The sequence below is a fragment of the Pseudomonas sp. PB3P13 genome, assembly GCF_054897735.1.
Genome location: NZ_CM142702.1, coordinates 4,041,379 through 4,056,344 on the forward strand (window position 1 = coordinate 4,041,379; position 14,966 = coordinate 4,056,344).

At 58.7% G+C, this 14,966-nt stretch carries 13 protein-coding genes, 4 tRNA genes and 1 pseudogene; 6 read left to right on the forward strand and 12 right to left on the reverse strand.

The window, feature by feature from the left end; genetic code table 11:
* Positions 1-32 precede the first annotated feature (32 nt).
* Positions 33-692, reverse strand: coding sequence for a transglutaminase-like domain-containing protein (locus ACYZT1_RS18540; protein WP_462016116.1), 660 nt, complete (start codon positions 690-692; stop codon positions 33-35).
* A gap of 240 nt (positions 693-932) precedes the next feature.
* Here ACYZT1_RS18540 and ACYZT1_RS18545 point away from each other — a divergent pair, with 240 nt between their 5' ends.
* The 3 genes from ACYZT1_RS18545 to ACYZT1_RS18555 all read left to right on the forward strand — a co-directional run bounded on the left by ACYZT1_RS18545 (position 933) and on the right by ACYZT1_RS18555 (position 4,667).
* Complete coding sequence (locus tag ACYZT1_RS18545; RefSeq protein WP_462016117.1) at positions 933-3,380, forward strand: acyl-CoA dehydrogenase; 2,448 nt, start codon at positions 933-935, stop codon at positions 3,378-3,380.
* A gap of 74 nt (positions 3,381-3,454) precedes the next feature.
* A complete protein-coding gene (locus tag ACYZT1_RS18550; RefSeq protein ID WP_462016118.1) occupies positions 3,455-3,862 on the forward strand; it encodes a PA2817 family protein in 408 nt (135 codons plus the stop codon).
* Positions 3,863-4,040: 178 nt separating this feature from the next.
* A complete protein-coding gene (locus ACYZT1_RS18555) occupies positions 4,041-4,667 on the forward strand; it encodes an alanyl-tRNA editing protein (RefSeq protein ID WP_462016119.1) in 627 nt (208 codons plus the stop codon).
* Between the two features lie 238 nt (positions 4,668-4,905).
* On the opposite strand, the gene ACYZT1_RS18560 is transcribed toward ACYZT1_RS18555, so the two are convergent.
* The 4 genes from ACYZT1_RS18560 to ACYZT1_RS18575 all read right to left on the reverse strand — a co-directional run bounded on the left by ACYZT1_RS18560 (position 4,906) and on the right by ACYZT1_RS18575 (position 5,318).
* Positions 4,906-4,981, reverse strand: a tRNA-Gly gene (locus ACYZT1_RS18560).
* 3 nt (positions 4,982-4,984) lie between these two features.
* Positions 4,985-5,060, reverse strand: a tRNA-Glu gene (locus tag ACYZT1_RS18565).
* A 104-nt stretch (positions 5,061-5,164) separates the two neighbouring features.
* Positions 5,165-5,240 (reverse strand) — tRNA-Gly (locus ACYZT1_RS18570).
* Between the two features lie 2 nt (positions 5,241-5,242).
* Positions 5,243-5,318: transfer RNA gene (locus ACYZT1_RS18575), tRNA-Glu, on the reverse strand.
* A gap of 384 nt (positions 5,319-5,702) precedes the next feature.
* On the opposite strand from ACYZT1_RS18575, the gene ACYZT1_RS18580 reads away from it, so the two are divergent.
* Positions 5,703-6,461, forward strand: a complete 759-nt coding sequence (locus tag ACYZT1_RS18580) for a hypothetical protein (RefSeq protein ID WP_462016120.1) — start codon at positions 5,703-5,705, stop codon at positions 6,459-6,461.
* 48 nt (positions 6,462-6,509) lie between these two features.
* Here ACYZT1_RS18580 and ACYZT1_RS18585 read toward each other — a convergent pair whose 3' ends face one another.
* The 4 genes and pseudogenes from ACYZT1_RS18585 to ACYZT1_RS18600 all read right to left on the reverse strand — a co-directional run bounded on the left by ACYZT1_RS18585 (position 6,510) and on the right by ACYZT1_RS18600 (position 10,893).
* The gene (locus tag ACYZT1_RS18585) at positions 6,510-7,391 is read right to left on the reverse strand and encodes a methyl-accepting chemotaxis protein (protein ID WP_462019278.1); all 882 of its coding nucleotides are present in this window, start codon (positions 7,389-7,391) and stop codon (positions 6,510-6,512) included.
* Positions 7,392-7,418: 27 nt separating this feature from the next.
* Positions 7,419-8,474, reverse strand: a pseudogene (locus ACYZT1_RS18590) (methyl-accepting chemotaxis protein); the annotation flags it as partial.
* Positions 8,475-8,581: 107 nt separating this feature from the next.
* Positions 8,582-9,955 carry an aminotransferase-like domain-containing protein gene (locus ACYZT1_RS18595; protein WP_462016121.1) on the reverse strand — a complete coding sequence of 458 codons (1,374 nt, stop codon included), beginning with the start codon at positions 9,953-9,955 and terminating at the stop codon, positions 8,582-8,584.
* Positions 9,956-10,131: 176 nt separating this feature from the next.
* On the reverse strand, positions 10,132-10,893 hold the full coding sequence (locus ACYZT1_RS18600) for an SDR family oxidoreductase (RefSeq protein WP_462016122.1): 762 nt from the start codon (positions 10,891-10,893) through the stop codon (positions 10,132-10,134).
* A gap of 63 nt (positions 10,894-10,956) precedes the next feature.
* Between ACYZT1_RS18600 and ACYZT1_RS18605 the strand changes: the two genes are divergently transcribed.
* Both ACYZT1_RS18605 and ACYZT1_RS18610 read left to right on the forward strand, forming a co-directional pair.
* Positions 10,957-11,130: a hypothetical protein gene (locus ACYZT1_RS18605; RefSeq protein WP_462016123.1), complete on the forward strand. Its 174-nt coding sequence runs from the start codon at positions 10,957-10,959 to the stop codon at positions 11,128-11,130.
* Positions 11,127-12,131, forward strand: a complete 1,005-nt coding sequence (locus ACYZT1_RS18610) for an NADP-dependent oxidoreductase (RefSeq protein ID WP_462016124.1) — start codon at positions 11,127-11,129, stop codon at positions 12,129-12,131. Before ACYZT1_RS18605 ends, ACYZT1_RS18610 begins: the two co-directional genes overlap by 4 nt.
* Before the next feature lie 72 nt (positions 12,132-12,203).
* Here the strand turns inward: ACYZT1_RS18610 and pyrF are convergent, their stop codons facing one another.
* The 3 genes from pyrF to ACYZT1_RS18625 all read right to left on the reverse strand — a co-directional run bounded on the left by pyrF (position 12,204) and on the right by ACYZT1_RS18625 (position 14,966).
* Positions 12,204-12,902 carry an orotidine-5'-phosphate decarboxylase gene (gene pyrF, locus ACYZT1_RS18615; RefSeq protein ID WP_462019279.1) on the reverse strand — a complete coding sequence of 233 codons (699 nt, stop codon included), beginning with the start codon at positions 12,900-12,902 and terminating at the stop codon, positions 12,204-12,206.
* 134 nt (positions 12,903-13,036) lie between these two features.
* Entirely contained in the window at positions 13,037-14,092 is a 1,056-nt protein-coding gene (locus ACYZT1_RS18620; protein ID WP_462016125.1) for an AI-2E family transporter, read from the reverse strand.
* A gap of 67 nt (positions 14,093-14,159) precedes the next feature.
* Positions 14,160-14,966 (reverse strand): DUF4892 domain-containing protein, encoded by an 807-nt coding sequence (locus ACYZT1_RS18625; RefSeq protein ID WP_462016126.1) that lies wholly within the window; start codon positions 14,964-14,966, stop codon positions 14,160-14,162.

A 14,966-nucleotide genomic window follows, 5' to 3' on the forward strand; every position in this document is an offset into this window, starting at 1 on the left:
TATGAATAAATGCGCAGGCAGCATACGCCGGATCAGGCGCGACTCAAATCACTCTGGATATCGCCCGGAAGTACGGGCGACTCGTCGCTGAACAGATGCGGGTAGCACTTTTGCAGGTGTTCGAAAAAGAACGTTTCGGGGACATCGGTGAACTGACCATGATCGATCAGGTATTCCATCAATGGCTCGCCGTCGCGATTGAACGGATGGAAAACGCTGTCGTGAATGCCGTCGAATTCCAGCGGCGCGACATTAAACAGCTCGCACAGCCCCCGATTGAACGCCGGGGTCGCCTTCACCCAGCGGCCGTTCAGGTACAGCTCGGTATAACCGTGCATGGCAAACACGTCACTCCTGAGCAGTTCGAGCAAACGCGGGGTGGATAAATGATTGCGCACATCCGCCAGGCCAATCCTTGCAGGGATCGCGCAGTGTCGGGCCGCACCTGCCAGCAAAGTTGCCTTGGGTACGCAATAACTCTCCCCGGCCGCGAGCGCATAACTGCCACATAAGGTGTCCGGGTCACGACTAAAGGTATAAGGGTTGTAACGCACGGCCTCGCGCACGGCGTAATAAAGACTGATCGCCTGCTCGACAGGGTCGCGAGTATGGCCACGATACTTTTCAGCGAACTCCACCACCGCGGGGTGGTCACTATCGATGAAGCGGCCTGGACTCAGATACTCGTGCATCAGAACAATCTCCTGGGGATGCCCCGAGTCTAGCGGCAGGTTCAGCACACAGATAACGGCGTTTCAGCCAAACATGGGCGCATTGGCGCTTGCTTGATGAATGAAATGGTCAGTCGCCAGTCCTACAAAATTCATCACGGTTTTCCCACGATTTCTATCACCCTGCTCTGACCACCCTGTTTTACGGACGCCGTCTAAGCTCTGAAGGCTGGTTTTGCTCTGATTCACGGAGGATTAAATATGCTGCTGTTGTGGATACTTGTTCTGATTGTCGGAATAGCTTATTTGGCCCACCGCCGCATTGCCCCGCTGCCCGCCTTGTGTATCGTTGCCGTTTACCTGGTCGCGATGGGTGCCTTCAGCCGTGCGCCGGGTTGGCTGCTGCTGATTTTCTGGATCCTGATCGTCGCGGTGGCAGCACCCTTGTTGTTGCCCGATCTGCGCCGCAAATATTTCACTGCGCCGTTGTTCAGCTGGTTTCAAAAAACCCTGCCGCCAATGTCGCAGACTGAACGCGATGCCATCGATGCCGGTACGGTGTGGTGGGACGGCGAATTGTTCAGCGGACGTCCGGACTGGGACAAATTGCTGTCCTACCCGAAAGTGCAGTTGACCGAAGAAGAACAGGCGTTCATCGACGGCCCGACCGAAGAACTCTGCGCGATGGTCAGCGACTGGCAGATCGGCCAGGACATGGACCTGCCTGCAGAAGCCTGGACGCACATCAAGGACAACGGCTTTTTTGCGCTGATCATTCCCAAGGAATTCGGTGGCAAGGGCTTCTCCGCTTACGCCCACTCACAAGTAGCGATGAAACTGGCCACCCGCAGCGGCGACCTCGCCTCCACCGTGATGGTCCCCAACTCCCTCGGCCCGGCCGAACTGTTGCTGCATTACGGCACTGACGAGCAACGCAACCATTACCTGCCACGACTGGCCCGCGGCGACGACATTCCGTGCTTTGCCTTGACCGGCCCGCTGGCCGGCTCCGATGCCGGCGCGATGCCCGACACCGGGATCATTTGCCGAGGCGAATGGGAGGGCGAAGAAACCCTCGGCCTGCGTCTGAACTGGGAGAAGCGTTACATCACACTCGGCCCAGTGGCCACCCTCCTCGGCCTGGCGTTCAAGGCATACGACCCTGACCACCTGCTCGGTGACACGGAAGACCTCGGCATCAGCCTGGCATTGATCCCGACGGATACCGCCGGTGTTGAAATCGGGCGTCGGCATTTGCCGCTGGGCGCTGCGTTCATGAACGGCCCCAACTCTGGCAAGGACGTGTTCATCCCGCTGGACTTCCTCATCGGCGGCCAGGAAATGCTCGGCAAAGGCTGGATGATGTTGATGAATTGCCTGTCCGTAGGGCGTTCGATTTCGTTGCCGGCGGTGGGTACCGGAGCGGCGAAGTTCACCAGTCTGGTGACTGGCCAATACGCGCAGATTCGTGAACAGTTCAACGTGCCATTGTCTGCATTCGAAGGTATTCAGGAAGCGTTGGCGCGTATCGGTGGCAACGCCTGGATGATGGATGCGGCGCGGATGTTGACCGCCAATGCAGTGGATCTCGGTGAGAAACCGTCGGTGCTGTCAGCCATCCTCAAATATCACCTGACTGAGCGCGGCCGCGAATGCATCAGCCACGCCATGGATGTCCACGGCGGCAAGGCGATCATCATGGGGCCCAATAACTATCTGGGCCGCAGCTGGAACGGTGCGCCGATTTTCATCACCGTCGAAGGCGCGAACATTCTCTCGCGAAATCTGATGATCTTCGGCCAGGGCGCGATCCGTTGCCATCCCTTCGTGCTCAAGGAAATGGCGCTGGCCGGTCGTGAAGACAAGGATCAGGCACTCGTCGAGTTCGACGGTCTGTTGCTCAAGCACATCGGGTTCGCCGTCAGCAATGCCGCCAGCACGCTGGTGCTGAATCTCGGTTTCGGTCACTTTGAAAGCGCACCCGGCAACAAACTCAGCCAGGGTTATTTCCGTGCCCTCAATCGCCAGGCTGCAGCGTTCGCCATGCTTGCCGACCTGAGCATGATGCTGCTGGGTGGTGAACTGAAACGCCGCGAGCGTTTGTCAGCTCGTCTGGGCGATGTGCTCAGCAACATGTACCTCGCCTCTGCGGCGCTCAAGCGCTACCACGATCTTGATTCTCCGGAGCACATGGCACCGCTGTTTACCTGGGCCATGGAAGAGAGCCTGGGTCAGTCGGAGCGCGCACTGGACGAACTGCTGACGAATTTTCCGAACAAGGTGCTGGGGTGTCTGTTACGGGTGATCGTGTTTCCGTTCGGACGTCGTCACAAAGGCCCGTCCGACAGACTCGATGCCGAAGTGGCAGCCGTGATTGGCCGCGCCAAGGGAGATCCGACCCTCGAGGAGCTGCTTGCCGGTTGTTACCGTCCTCAGTCTGCAGATGACGCTGTCGGTGCACTGCAACAGGCGTACAACCAGTTGAACGCTGCCCAGCCGTTGCAGAAAAAGCTGCATGTCGGGCTAAAAAGTGGCCAGGTCAAACCGAATGCCGGCGAACATGCTATCGATGCGGCGCTGGAAGCCGGGGTATTGCAGCCCGTCGAAGCGCAAACCCTGCGCAACGCCGAAGCGGCGCGGCGCAAGGTGATCGACGTCGATGATTTCGACAAAGAGGAGCTGGCGCTGGCTGACGGTAAAGTCCGCTGATCCCGGCCACCATGTAAAAAAGGGCGCCGGAGCTTTATACTTCCGCGCCCGTTTTGCTCTTGAGGACTTATCTCGTGTCCAACATCGTTGCCGATCATCTCGTTTTGCTCGACCACCTGCGCAGCATCCTGGTCGCCGTAGGTGAGGCCGATCAGGTTCCCGAAGAAAGCCATGCCTTGTTTCTGGAGCGCTTCGACGAACTGCGCGCCCTGCTGCCGGTCGACCCGATCGAAAGCCAGTACCTGGGCCAGGACATCCTGTGCCAGGTGATTACCCGTTATCCGCAAATCGCGCACCTGGTTCCGCGCGACCTGCTGTGGTATTTCGCCGGCGACTGCCTGCACTACATGCCTGATGAGGAAATCGCTTTGTATCAGGCACTGGAAGAACGCCGTTTTGAAGCCGAGCAGAACGACGAACCGTTCGACTGGAATCAGGAGAAGCAGCTTCTGGCAATGTCGGAAGACGATAGCAAGCACTGATCCCGGATCACGAACGGACAAGGCCCGCATGATTGCTCATGCGGGCCTTTTTTTGTGTTTGCTTCAAGCCAGTTAGGGCCGGCCCCCTCGCGAAGGCGCGAGCTAAAGCAACCCATCACTCGGCAATTCGATCCTGGCTTCATATAATGAAACAAGATCTTTAATCAGGGCATGGAATATGACGCTTCGCCTGTTTTTCCACAGTGACGATCTGAAAGCTAATGTGGAAGTTCTGGAATGCACCCCCTACGAGGACGAGTTCGCTGTGGTCTTGCGCGCCACACTTTTCCACCCCCAAGGTGGCGGGCAGCCCTGCGACACCGGCTGGATTGGCGATAGTCAGGTGCTCCGTGTGCTTCAGGATCCGGACCGGATCATTCATTTCGTTGACCGCCCGGTGGATATCGGCATGGCCCTGATTCGCGTGGACGAGCAGCGTCGCCGGTTCAATACGCGAATGCACTCCGCCGGCCATCTGATTGGCCATTTCGTTCAGGCTCTGGGCTGGATGCCGATCAAGGCACACCACTGGCCAGGTGAAGGACGCCTTCAATTCAAACCGACGGACTCCGCACAGGAGGTAGATCCGATCAAGGTTCAGGAGAGTATCGATCAATGGATGGCTGATGATCTGCCGCGCTTGATCTCCCTGCGCGAAGGCGCCCGGGAAGTAGGTTTTGGCGACTTGCCAGCATATGGCTGCGGCGGCACCCATGTACGCAGCTTGAAAGATTTGGGCGCGGTGACCATCTATTCCATTTCGCAAAAGAAAGGGATGCTGTCAGTTCACTACAGCATGGACTGAGCAATCAGGCCGCTTCGCACCGTCATTGCCTGATACCGATAGAGCCGGCATTCGCAGGCTTGGTTGACCTCTTAGCCAGTGGAACTGGCGATTCAGACGGCGGGCATCTGATCTGTCGATCTAAACCAGCACCCACGCAAACGGCCCGCGCAGTCAAGCTGACGGGCCTTTTCGGCTTTAGTCGGCTAAATCGCACGCGTACAAAAACGCCGCTCAATGAGCGGCGTTTTTGTGAAATTGGAGCGGGAAACGAGACTCGAACTCGCGACCCCGACCTTGGCAAGGTCGTGCTCTACCAACTGAGCTATTCCCGCAAATGGCGTCCCCTAGGGGACTCGAACCCCTGTTACCGCCGTGAAAGGGCGGTGTCCTAGGCCACTAGACGAAGGGGACACGCTGCCCGGAACACATGGTGTGTGTTTCGGTGCCCAGATCCACATCCGAAGATTTGGTTCTGGTTTCACTCAGCCCCGCCCGAAAGCAACGCTGTTTAAAATTGGAGCGGGAAACGAGACTCGAACTCGCGACCCCGACCTTGGCAAGGTCGTGCTCTACCAACTGAGCTATTCCCGCATTGGCGTCCCCTAGGGGACTCGAACCCCTGTTACCGCCGTGAAAGGGCGGTGTCCTAGGCCACTAGACGAAGGGGACACACGTACAACATTCACTACTTACCGCGTTTCGCTGTGTGCTTTACGCTGTAAGTGGCGCGCATTCTATGGATGGATTGAGGGGTCGTCAACCCCCAGATATAAATTTATTTAAATCAATGACTTCGCTTGCTTTAGGGCACTAATGTGTTTTACCGCCACCCTGAGTTGACGACTATATTCTGGTGACTGGCAAGGCGTTATAGTCCATCCGCTGTAGATGGTGGCAAAATGCAATTTTTACGTGGTGCTTATATAAGCCTGACCCCGGCCGATACAAGAGTAACTGCCGGTTCGACTCGCCGAGCGGTCCTATGCGGCCCAATGCCGAGTCACTACACTCGCACGCGAACCCTATAAAGAGGTCTTACCGGTGACACCACTCATGATCACCCTGCTAGTCGTAGCCGGGATCGCGCTCTTGATCGCCATTGGCTACATCAACCATGTGGTGGAAAACAACAAGCTGGAAAAGGCCCGCACCAAGGTCGAACTCAATGACCGCTTGCGCCGCTGCGGGGAGATTACCGAAACCTTCCCCGGGCAACTGATGACCCCGGCGCTCAAGCTCCTGTTGACCCGCCTGGAACTGAACGTCTGCCAGCGCCTGCTGAATCTGGAAAAATCCAGCGCCAACCTCAAGGCGAGAATCAGCGAACTCAACACCCTGGTCGCTCAAGGAGAGTCGATTCCGGTCAACAATCCCCCGGCGCCAATCCAGACAGAAGCCAAAGCCAAAGACGTACGGTTCCTTCTGGAAGCGCTTCACGGGCAGATCACCCGCGCCGCACACGACGGTTTTTTGCCGACCAATGAAGCCAAACGCTGGGTGCGCGAAGTTCGGCACATTCTGGTCCTGCTGCACATCGAGTTCTTCAACAACCTTGGCCAGCAGTCCCTGCAACAGAACCAGCCTGGCCAGGCGCGCCTGGCATTCGAACGCGGCGTGCAATACCTGCGCAAGCAACAGGAACCGCAGCTTTACGCCGAACAGCTGGAGTATCTGGAAAAACTCCTCGCGCGCGCTAATGCGCAAGTGATGGACGAAATTGCGCCGATTGAAGGCGAAGTGAACCAGCTCACCGAGGGCCTCAAAGAGGTCGACGCGGCGGCCGACTGGAAGAAGAAAGTGATTTACGACTGATCTGCCGCATGTGCAAGAAGCCACCTCAACCGGTGGCTTTTTTGTGCCTCAGAGCCTGAAGTGCCCCACCATCCCTTTCAACTCGACACCCAACTGCGCGAGCTCGATGCTCGACGCCGCATTCCCCTGCATCGCTAACGAAGATTGATCAGCGCTGGCACGAATGCTGGTCACGCTACGGTTGATCTCCTCGGCCACTGAACTCTGCTCTTCGGCAGCCGCAGCGATTTGCTGGTTCATCTGCTGAATCAGGGAGACGGCCGCGGCAATGCTGCCCAGCGCACTTTCGGTCTGCAGCGCGTCACTCACCGCCAGCTTCACCAACTCGCTGCTGCTCTGGATCTGCTGCACCGACGACCGGGCCGCCGATCGCAAGGCGCTGACCAAGCGCTCAATCTCTTCGGTAGATTGCTGGGTTCGTTTGGCCAGGGCTCGCACCTCATCGGCAACGACCGCAAACCCCCTGCCCTGCTCGCCAGCCCTGGCTGCCTCGATCGCAGCATTAAGTGCCAGCAGGTTGGTCTGCTCCGCCACACTCTTGATGACGCCAAGCACCGTGCCTATGTTCTGAATCTCTGCACTGAGGCTTTCGATGCTGGAACTCGCCGATGACGCCGAATTCGCGAGCAGTTCGATCCGTGCCATGCTCTGACGCACCACGGCTTGACCGCTTTCGACCTTGCCATCTGCTGTCTGCGCAGCGGTGGCAGCCTCTTCGGCGTTACGGGCGACATCATGCACAGTGGCCGTCATCTGATTCATCGCCGTCGCCACCTGTTCGGTTTCTTCCTTCTGGCTGCTGACTTCGAGATTGGTCTGCTCGGTGACGGCCGACAGCGACTGCGCCGAACTGGCCAGCTGTTCGATCCCGGACTGCAAACCACTGACAATCCTGCTCAGCCCTGCCCCCATCTGTTGCATGGCCTGCATGAGCTGGCCAATCTCGTCGCGGCGCGTCACTGCAACCGTCCCGCTCAAATCGCCGGAAGCAATCTGCTGCGCAACACCAATCACGCTTCGCAACGGCGCGACGATCAGTCGGGTGATGACCCATGCAGCAAGCAACCCGACCAGCAGCGCCAAGGCCGAAGAGCCGATGATCAGCACGGAGTTTTTCTGCAATTCGGCCTGCATCGCCTGGTCTTCGGCTACATAAGCCTGATCAACTCGGGCCGTCACCTGTTGAGCGCGCTGATGCAGCTGCGCATGGACGATTTTTTCCTGAGCCAGCAGGCCGGTGTATTCCGCGAGTTTCTCACTGAAACCGCCAATGTGCCCGACCACCTCGTTGAGCACGGTTTGATAACCCTCGTCCTTGACCATGGCTTTCAATAGTTCAGCCTGGGTGAGCGCCTGTTCAGCCTGCTCGATTTTGCCTTGCGGGGCACTGTCATCACCTTTGCGGCTTTGGTCCAGGCGCACGCGCGCTTCGTTCATGGCCTGCAACATCAGGCGCGCAACCTGGCTGACCTGACTGGCTTGATCAATGAACTGGCTGCCGTCTCTGCCCCCGGATTCCTTCAGGGTGTAACCGCCGTCATCAGCGAGCCCGGCCTGCAGCACGTCCAGGTTATTAGCCACGCTCGACACAGACCAACTGGCCATCTCAAGCGCAAGGTCCTTGGCCTGGCTCAACGAAACAAATTCGTCGAAGGCCTGGCGATACGCGATCAGCGACTGCTCGACATCATTCATCACGGGTATGTTGACTGCAGAGGAAGACCTGAGCTCATTGGCCAGGACGCCCAGCGCGCCTACCCCTTCATGCAGAGCAGTAACTGTCTTCGCGTTACCGCGCAGGGCGTATTCCTGCTCCAGCAGTCGTACTTGAACCAGGCCACTGTTGAGCGACGACATCTTTTTCAGCCCATCGAAACGCACGCTGATGGTTTGCAGGGACCACACGCCGATGGCGGCCACCAAGGCTGTCAACAGCAGCACCAGGGCAAACCCGACTCCCAGTTTTTTCGCCATACCGAGGTTGGCAAAATTTCCTTGCGCGGCCGAAATCATTGCACGTGCCCCCTGAAATAGTCAGATGATGCAGATTCGCAACGCACCGGAATCGGCACAAGTCTCTGGCGCTGCAATAATGGCAAAAAGCTACGCCGCCGTCGTTTTCAGAACGCTCGAGGTCGATCCACAGAGGTGGCCTGAAAGAATGCGCGAGCGCGAGGATCGCAGGCACAGGTCACGTTGATACGCTGCCACTCACCGCCCTCGCTTGTAGGGCTGAAAGATGTCTGTGACGACAACGACACACCAAAGCGCCGTGCCAGTGAATTCACCTCCGCGTAGGTGCACTTGCGTGAACGTGCCCAGATGAACAGCCCGCCCGGTTTGCCGAAGACCTCCCACTCGGCGTCCTCAAGCATCTGCAAGGCGGCTGCACGGTCAGTGTTCAAACGCAGGCGCAGCCGCTGTACCAATTTGCGGTAAGCACCGCTGGCCAGCAAGCACGTCAGTACCGCCTCGCTGAATGCTGAAGTGCCCAGACTGCTTATGGATTTTACATTGGCCAGTTTCGCGATCACCTCGGGACTGGCCACTATGAAGCCGACTCTTAACGAGCTGCTGAGTGTCTTGGAGAAGCTGCCGACGTAAATTACGCTGGCATCCAGCGCCGCGAGCCGCACACCCGGACCGCTGTGCAAGTCGGCATAGACGTCGTCTTCGATCAACACCAGACCATGGATTTTGGCCAGTTGAACAACTCGCTGCGCCACCGCTGGCGCCAGGCTGCTACCGGTTGGATTGTGATGAAAGCTGTTGATGAACAGCGCCCGGGGCTGGTGGTTCACCAACAATGCTTGCAGCATTTCGACGTCAGGCCCGCAAGGTGTGCGTGGCACTTCGAGAACTGTGACGCCGTGCAGCTTCAACAACTCGAACAGTACTGGATTCCCGGGGCTTTCCAACACCACACAATCGCCTGGATCGAGCAACGTACGGACGATCAGATCGAATCCTTGGCTCGCGCCCGCGACCGTCATCATGCTGTCCTCGTTAGCGGCGATATCCAGCAAGCTCAAGCGCTTGATTATCTGCTGACGCAGGGCCGGCAGGCCAAGCGGCGAGTTGTAGTCGAAGACGGCGGCCATGTCGGAACGACTGACCTGGCGGATCGCATAGCTGAGATCATCAGTTTCGCGCCAGCTGTGCGGTAAACCGCCATAACCCAGCGTCAGCCTATCCGTGGCGGCAAGCAGCCCTGCATCAGCACCTCTGAGCCAGGATGCATCCGAGGCAGCCGCTGGCGCCGCGACAATGAAAAAGCCCGCGCCGTGGCGCGCGCCCAGCACACCTTGAGCCACCAGCCGATCACAAGCCTCCACCACACTGGACTGACTGAGCAGATTGATTCTGGCGATTTGCCGCGCCGAAGGCAGACGCGTTCCCGGAGACAGCTCGGTCTGGCGAAGCCAGAATGCGAGTGCGTCGGCGATTTGTTGCACGACCGGCACCAATGCCTGTCGATCGATTCTCAATTCCATGAGCATGCAACTCCTGTTCGTTTGGCGGGGAGCAGTTAATCACAGGAGCGGTCGACGGGCTGTGCGACAACGCCGACAAAACGCGGATTTCTAACCATTTGAAACACAATGCGGGCGCTTTCAGGGGCAGAAAAAAACCGCTCAAAGACTGGGTTATCCTACAGCTTGATGGAGTGTCAGAACGCCGTGACGCCGCCATCTACCGCCAGCGAATGACCGGTGGTAAACGCCGCCGCGTCGCTGCACAGGTACAACACCGCGCCGGCAATTTCTTCGACCTTGCCAATCCGGCCCACCGGATGCATCGCGTTGGCAAATTCACCTTTTTTCGGGTCAGCCTCATAGGCACGACGGAACATGTCGGTGTCGATCACCGCCGGGCATACCGCATTGACGCGGATTTTTTTCTTCGCGTACTCGATGGCCGCCGATTTGGTCAGACCGATCACGGCGTGTTTGGAAGCGGCGTAAATGCTCATCTTTGGCGCAGCCCCGAGGCCCGCCACAGAGGCGGTGTTGACGATGGCACCACCGCCCTGGGCCAACAACAAGGGCAACTGATATTTCATGCACAGCCAGACACCTTTGACGTTGACGCCCATGATGGCGTCGAATTCGTCGACAGTGCCGTCGGCCAGTTTGCCCTTTTCGATTTCGATGCCCGCATTGTTGAACGCATAGTCGAGACGGCCGTAGGCATTCACCACATCGGCCATCAGATTTTTTACATCGCTTTCCAGAGTGACGTCGCAGCGGACGAAAGTGGCGTCCCCGCCCGCCGTACGAATCAGCGCAACCGTGCCTTCACCACCGGCAGTATCGAGGTCAGCGACCACCACCTTCAATCCCTCGGCGGCAAATGCCTGGGCGGTCGCGCGGCCAATGCCATTGGCCGCGCCTGTCACAACGGCAACCTGACCGGAAAACGTCATGCTCATGGGGTTTGTCCTCAAGGAAGATGTTGAATGTCCAGGTGCTCAGTCTAGGCGCACGGTGTCACCGTGCGGCAGCACTATCAGAAGACCGGTTGGGCGCCCATGAGTGGCGGTGATGGAAGTGCCAGGATCATCATCACTGCACTGGATAAACCTGCATTCGCCGTATCGGCCAGACTTGCAGCATTGACCCTGAAGGGCTATCAACAAGGCTTCATTCATCTTGAGCGCCTGTCATGACAAACCCGATCAACCGCCAGTTCCTGCTCGCCAAACGTCCCGTCGGCGCGGCCACCCGCGAGACGTTCACCTATCAGGAAGTACCCGTCGGCGAACCGGCGACCGGGCAGATTCTGGTCAAGAATGAATACCTGTCCCTGGACCCGGCGATGCGTGGCTGGATGAACGAGGGCAAGTCCTACATCCCGCCGGTCGGCCTTGGTGAAGTGATGCGCGCATTGGGCGTAGGCAAAGTCGTGGCATCGAACAATTCAGGATTCGCGATCGGCGACTACGTCAACGGCGCGCTCGGCGTGCAGGACTACTTCCTCGGCGAGCCCCGTGGCTTTTACAAGGTAGACCCCAGGCTGGCGCCGCTGCCGCGCTACTTGTCGGCGCTGGGCATGACCGGGATGACCGCTTACTTTGCGCTGCTTGACGTTGGCGCACCGAAGGAAGGCGATACCGTGGTGCTTTCGGGCGCAGCCGGTGCGGTTGGCAGCATTGCCGGGCAGATTGCCAAAATCAAAGGTTGCCGGGTGATCGGCATCGCAGGCGGCGCGGAAAAATGCAGATTCCTGATCGACGAACTGGGTTTTGACGGCGCTATTGATTACAAGAGCGAAGACGTTCACGCCGGCCTGAAACGCGAATGTCCGAAAGGCGTCGACGTGTATTTCGACAATGTCGGCGGCGATATTCTTGACGCGGTATTAAGCCGGCTGAACATGAAGGCACGCGTGGTGATCTGCGGCGCTATCAGCCAGTACAACAACAAGGAAGCGGTCAAGGGGCCGGCCAATTACCTGTCCCTGTTGGTCAACCGGGCGCGGATGGAAGGCTTCGTGGTCATGGATTACGCCGCACAATTCGCCGCAGCCGGGCAGGAAATGGCTGGCTGGATGGCCAAGGGGCAGCTCAAGAGCAAGGAAGATATCGTCGAAGGACTGCAGACGTTCCCGGAGACGCTGATGAAATTGTTCAGCGGTGAGAATTTCGGCAAGCTGGTGTTGAAAGTCTGACTCGGGATGGAATTCGGATCATCCCCATAGGGGAGCAGCAGGCTCTCTCCCCTATGTATTTTCACCGGCTGATCAGGCCAGTTCAGCCACAACGTTCGCCAGCGCCTTCGCCGGGTCTGCCGCCTGACTGATTGGACGCCCGATCACCAGATAATCGGAACCGGCGTCCAATGCCTGGCGAGGCGTCAAAATGCGCCGTTGATCGTCCTGCGCGCTGCCCGACGGGCGAATCCCCGGCGTCACCAGTTGCAGCAAAGGATGCGCGGCCTTCAATGCCTGGGCTTCCAGCGCCGAACACACCAGACCGTCCATCCCGGCCTTTTCTGCCAGGGCTGCCAAACGCAGCACTTGCTCCTGCGGCTCAATATCCAGACCGATACCGGCCAGGTCCTCACGTTCCATGCTGGTCAGCACGGTCACCCCGATCAGCAGAGGTTTCGGGCCGCTACGCTGATCGAGTACTTCACGGCAGGCAGCCATCATGCGCAAACCGCCGGAGCAATGCACGTTGACCATCCACACACCCATTTCCGCCGCCGCTTTTACCGCCATGGCGGTGGTGTTCGGGATGTCGTGAAATTTGAGGTCCAGGAATACTTCGAAGCCCTTGTCACGCAGGGTGCCAACGATTTCCGACGCACAGCTGGTGAACAGCTCCTTACCGACTTTGACCCGGCACAGTTTCGGGTCCAACTGGTCGGCCAGTTTAAGTGCGGCGTCACGGGTGGGGTAATCCAGGGCGACGATGATTGGCGTCTGGCAGGCGGACATGTGCGGGCTCTCAGGCAGGATGAAATCGGCGCGCATTGTAGCGGAACCAACGCGGCTGCGGGACCCGATGATCGGTGAATCGTCGGCGCCCAACCAAGACTGGCTTTTGCGCCGACTGTGTCGAGCCCTATTCCTCAGGGGCGGCGATCATCAACCCGCGCCTGGCTCTTGCTCCAGTCGGTCAACAGGCTGTAAGCCACGGCCAGCAACGTCGGACCGATAAACAGGCCGATGAAGCCGAACGCAATCAAGCCGCCAAATACGCCAAGCAAGACGATGACCAACGGCAAATTGCCGCCGCGACTGATCAGATAAGGCTTTAGCACGTTGTCGACGCCGCTGATGATGAACATGCCCCAGCAGCCGAGAAATATCGCCAGACCATAATCACCCTTCCAGGCCAACCACGCCGTGGCCGGGATCCACACCAACGGTGGCCCCATTGGAATCAGGCTCAGCAAAAATGTAACGATGCCAAGCACCAGTGCACCCGGTACGCCGGCAATCAGGAAGCCGATCAGCGCCAGAACCGCCTGAGCAGCGGCAGTACCGATGACCCCGTTCACTACCCGCTGCACAGTGCCGGCGACCAGTTCAATGTAATACCCGGCGCGATCACCGATCAGTCGCTGCAGCAGACCATGGACGAACGCCGCCAGTCGCGGCCCGTCGCGGTAAAAAAAGAATACGAACACGATGCTCAACGTCAGCTCGAGAATGCCGCCGCCAATTTGTGCACTGCGCGCCAGCAGCCAGTTCCCGACCTGTCCCAGATAGGGTTTGAGCGAGACCATCATCGCCGCACCCTGTTGATCAATGCTGTTCCAGATGCCGACGATCCGCTCCCCCACCAGCGGAATGCCGCCCAGCCAGGAAGGCGCCTCGGGCAGGCCGTCGACCTGCACATCCTTGATGAAGGCAGTGGCATCGCGTACATGGTCCGCCAGGTTGAAACCCAGCCAGACCAACGGCGCCGCCACCAATATCATCCAGCCCATGGTCAGCAGCGCTGCCGACAGAGACTCCCGGCCGTTGAGCCAACGGGTCAGCAGGCGCATCAATGGCCAACTGGCAAACGCCAGCACAGCCCCCCAAAACATGGCCGACCAGAACGGCGCCATTACCCAGAAGCTCGCGCCAAACAGCACCAGGAGCAGGATTTGCACCAACAGCCGATCGTTATTGATCATCCGGTTCTCGAAAAAAGTCAGTCAGAAGGAGTAGGCGAACACGACTGGCGTGTTCGCCCGCTACAGCTTAACGCAACAGCTCGATGCGCAAGCCAGAGCCTTCGACACTGCCTGTTTCCATTCGCGCTGCCCGCACGCCCTTCCCTATCAACGCCTGACGCCAGGCCTCGGCGTTTGGCCCGGAAACAGCCACGCGCAAGGCCGTGTCCAGATTCAGAGCGCGCGAGAGCAAGCGCAGCCAAGTGTCGTCCGGGGCCTGCGTGAGTTTGGGTAAATCCAGCTCGCCGGTACTTTTGAGCTGGCGCAACAAAGTGGCGGAGGTTGGCAGCAGATCACCCAGCGGCGCTGCCGCGTCGAACTGCTCGACATGCAGATAAGCTTTGCGATTGCCGCGGGTGATCCCGTACAGCGCCACCAGCGTGTTGTCCTGCGGAGCAGCCAGTCGCAGCAGCAGGTAGGCCTGTTGATCGTCGGCGCCATAGAGTTTGGCATTGCTGAACACATCGTTGGCCCAGAGGCTGCTCTCGCCACAATCACGCGCCTGACACCAGAACAGCAACTGCGCACCCTGGGTTTGCAGTGCTTCGCGAGCCGCAGTGAATGCCGCGTTTGAAGAATGCTCCGGCGGTAACTCGTAAGTCACCGATGTGGCTTGACCGCGGGCGCTGACCTGTCCGTCGAAACGCAGCTGCCCGCTGATCTTGCGGATCGAACCCAAGGGGTAGATCCGCTCGAGTTCAGCCGCCGGACGATAGTCGACAATTTGCGCATCGGCCATACGCGGCACGATCGGCAAGTCCTGACTGCCAGGTACATCGGCAGCAAACAATAGAGGGCTGAGACTGCACAACGCCATAACACCGAGTAATCGCAT

Bases quoted from the DNA above. Each gene is read 5' to 3' on its own strand.
- ACYZT1_RS18540 (WP_462016116.1), bottom strand. From the start codon at position 692: ATGCACGAGTATCTGAGTCCAGGCCGCTTCATCGATAGTGACCACCCC.
- ACYZT1_RS18545 (WP_462016117.1), top strand. From the start codon at position 933: ATGCTGCTGTTGTGGATACTTGTTCTGATTGTCGGAATAGCTTATTTG.
- ACYZT1_RS18555 (WP_462016119.1), top strand. From the start codon at position 4,041: ATGACGCTTCGCCTGTTTTTCCACAGTGACGATCTGAAAGCTAATGTG.
- ACYZT1_RS18580 (WP_462016120.1), top strand. From the start codon at position 5,703: ATGATCACCCTGCTAGTCGTAGCCGGGATCGCGCTCTTGATCGCCATT.
- ACYZT1_RS18585 (WP_462019278.1), bottom strand. From the start codon at position 7,391: ATGCAGGCCATGCAACAGATGGGGGCAGGGCTGAGCAGGATTGTCAGT.
- ACYZT1_RS18595 (WP_462016121.1), bottom strand. From the start codon at position 9,955: ATGGAATTGAGAATCGATCGACAGGCATTGGTGCCGGTCGTGCAACAA.
- ACYZT1_RS18600 (WP_462016122.1), bottom strand. From the start codon at position 10,893: ATGAGCATGACGTTTTCCGGTCAGGTTGCCGTTGTGACAGGCGCGGCC.
- ACYZT1_RS18610 (WP_462016124.1), top strand. From the start codon at position 11,127: ATGACAAACCCGATCAACCGCCAGTTCCTGCTCGCCAAACGTCCCGTC.
- pyrF (WP_462019279.1), bottom strand. From the start codon at position 12,902: ATGTCCGCCTGCCAGACGCCAATCATCGTCGCCCTGGATTACCCCACC.
- ACYZT1_RS18620 (WP_462016125.1), bottom strand. From the start codon at position 14,092: ATGATCAATAACGATCGGCTGTTGGTGCAAATCCTGCTCCTGGTGCTG.
- ACYZT1_RS18625 (WP_462016126.1), bottom strand. From the start codon at position 14,966: ATGCGATTACTCGGTGTTATGGCGTTGTGCAGTCTCAGCCCTCTATTG.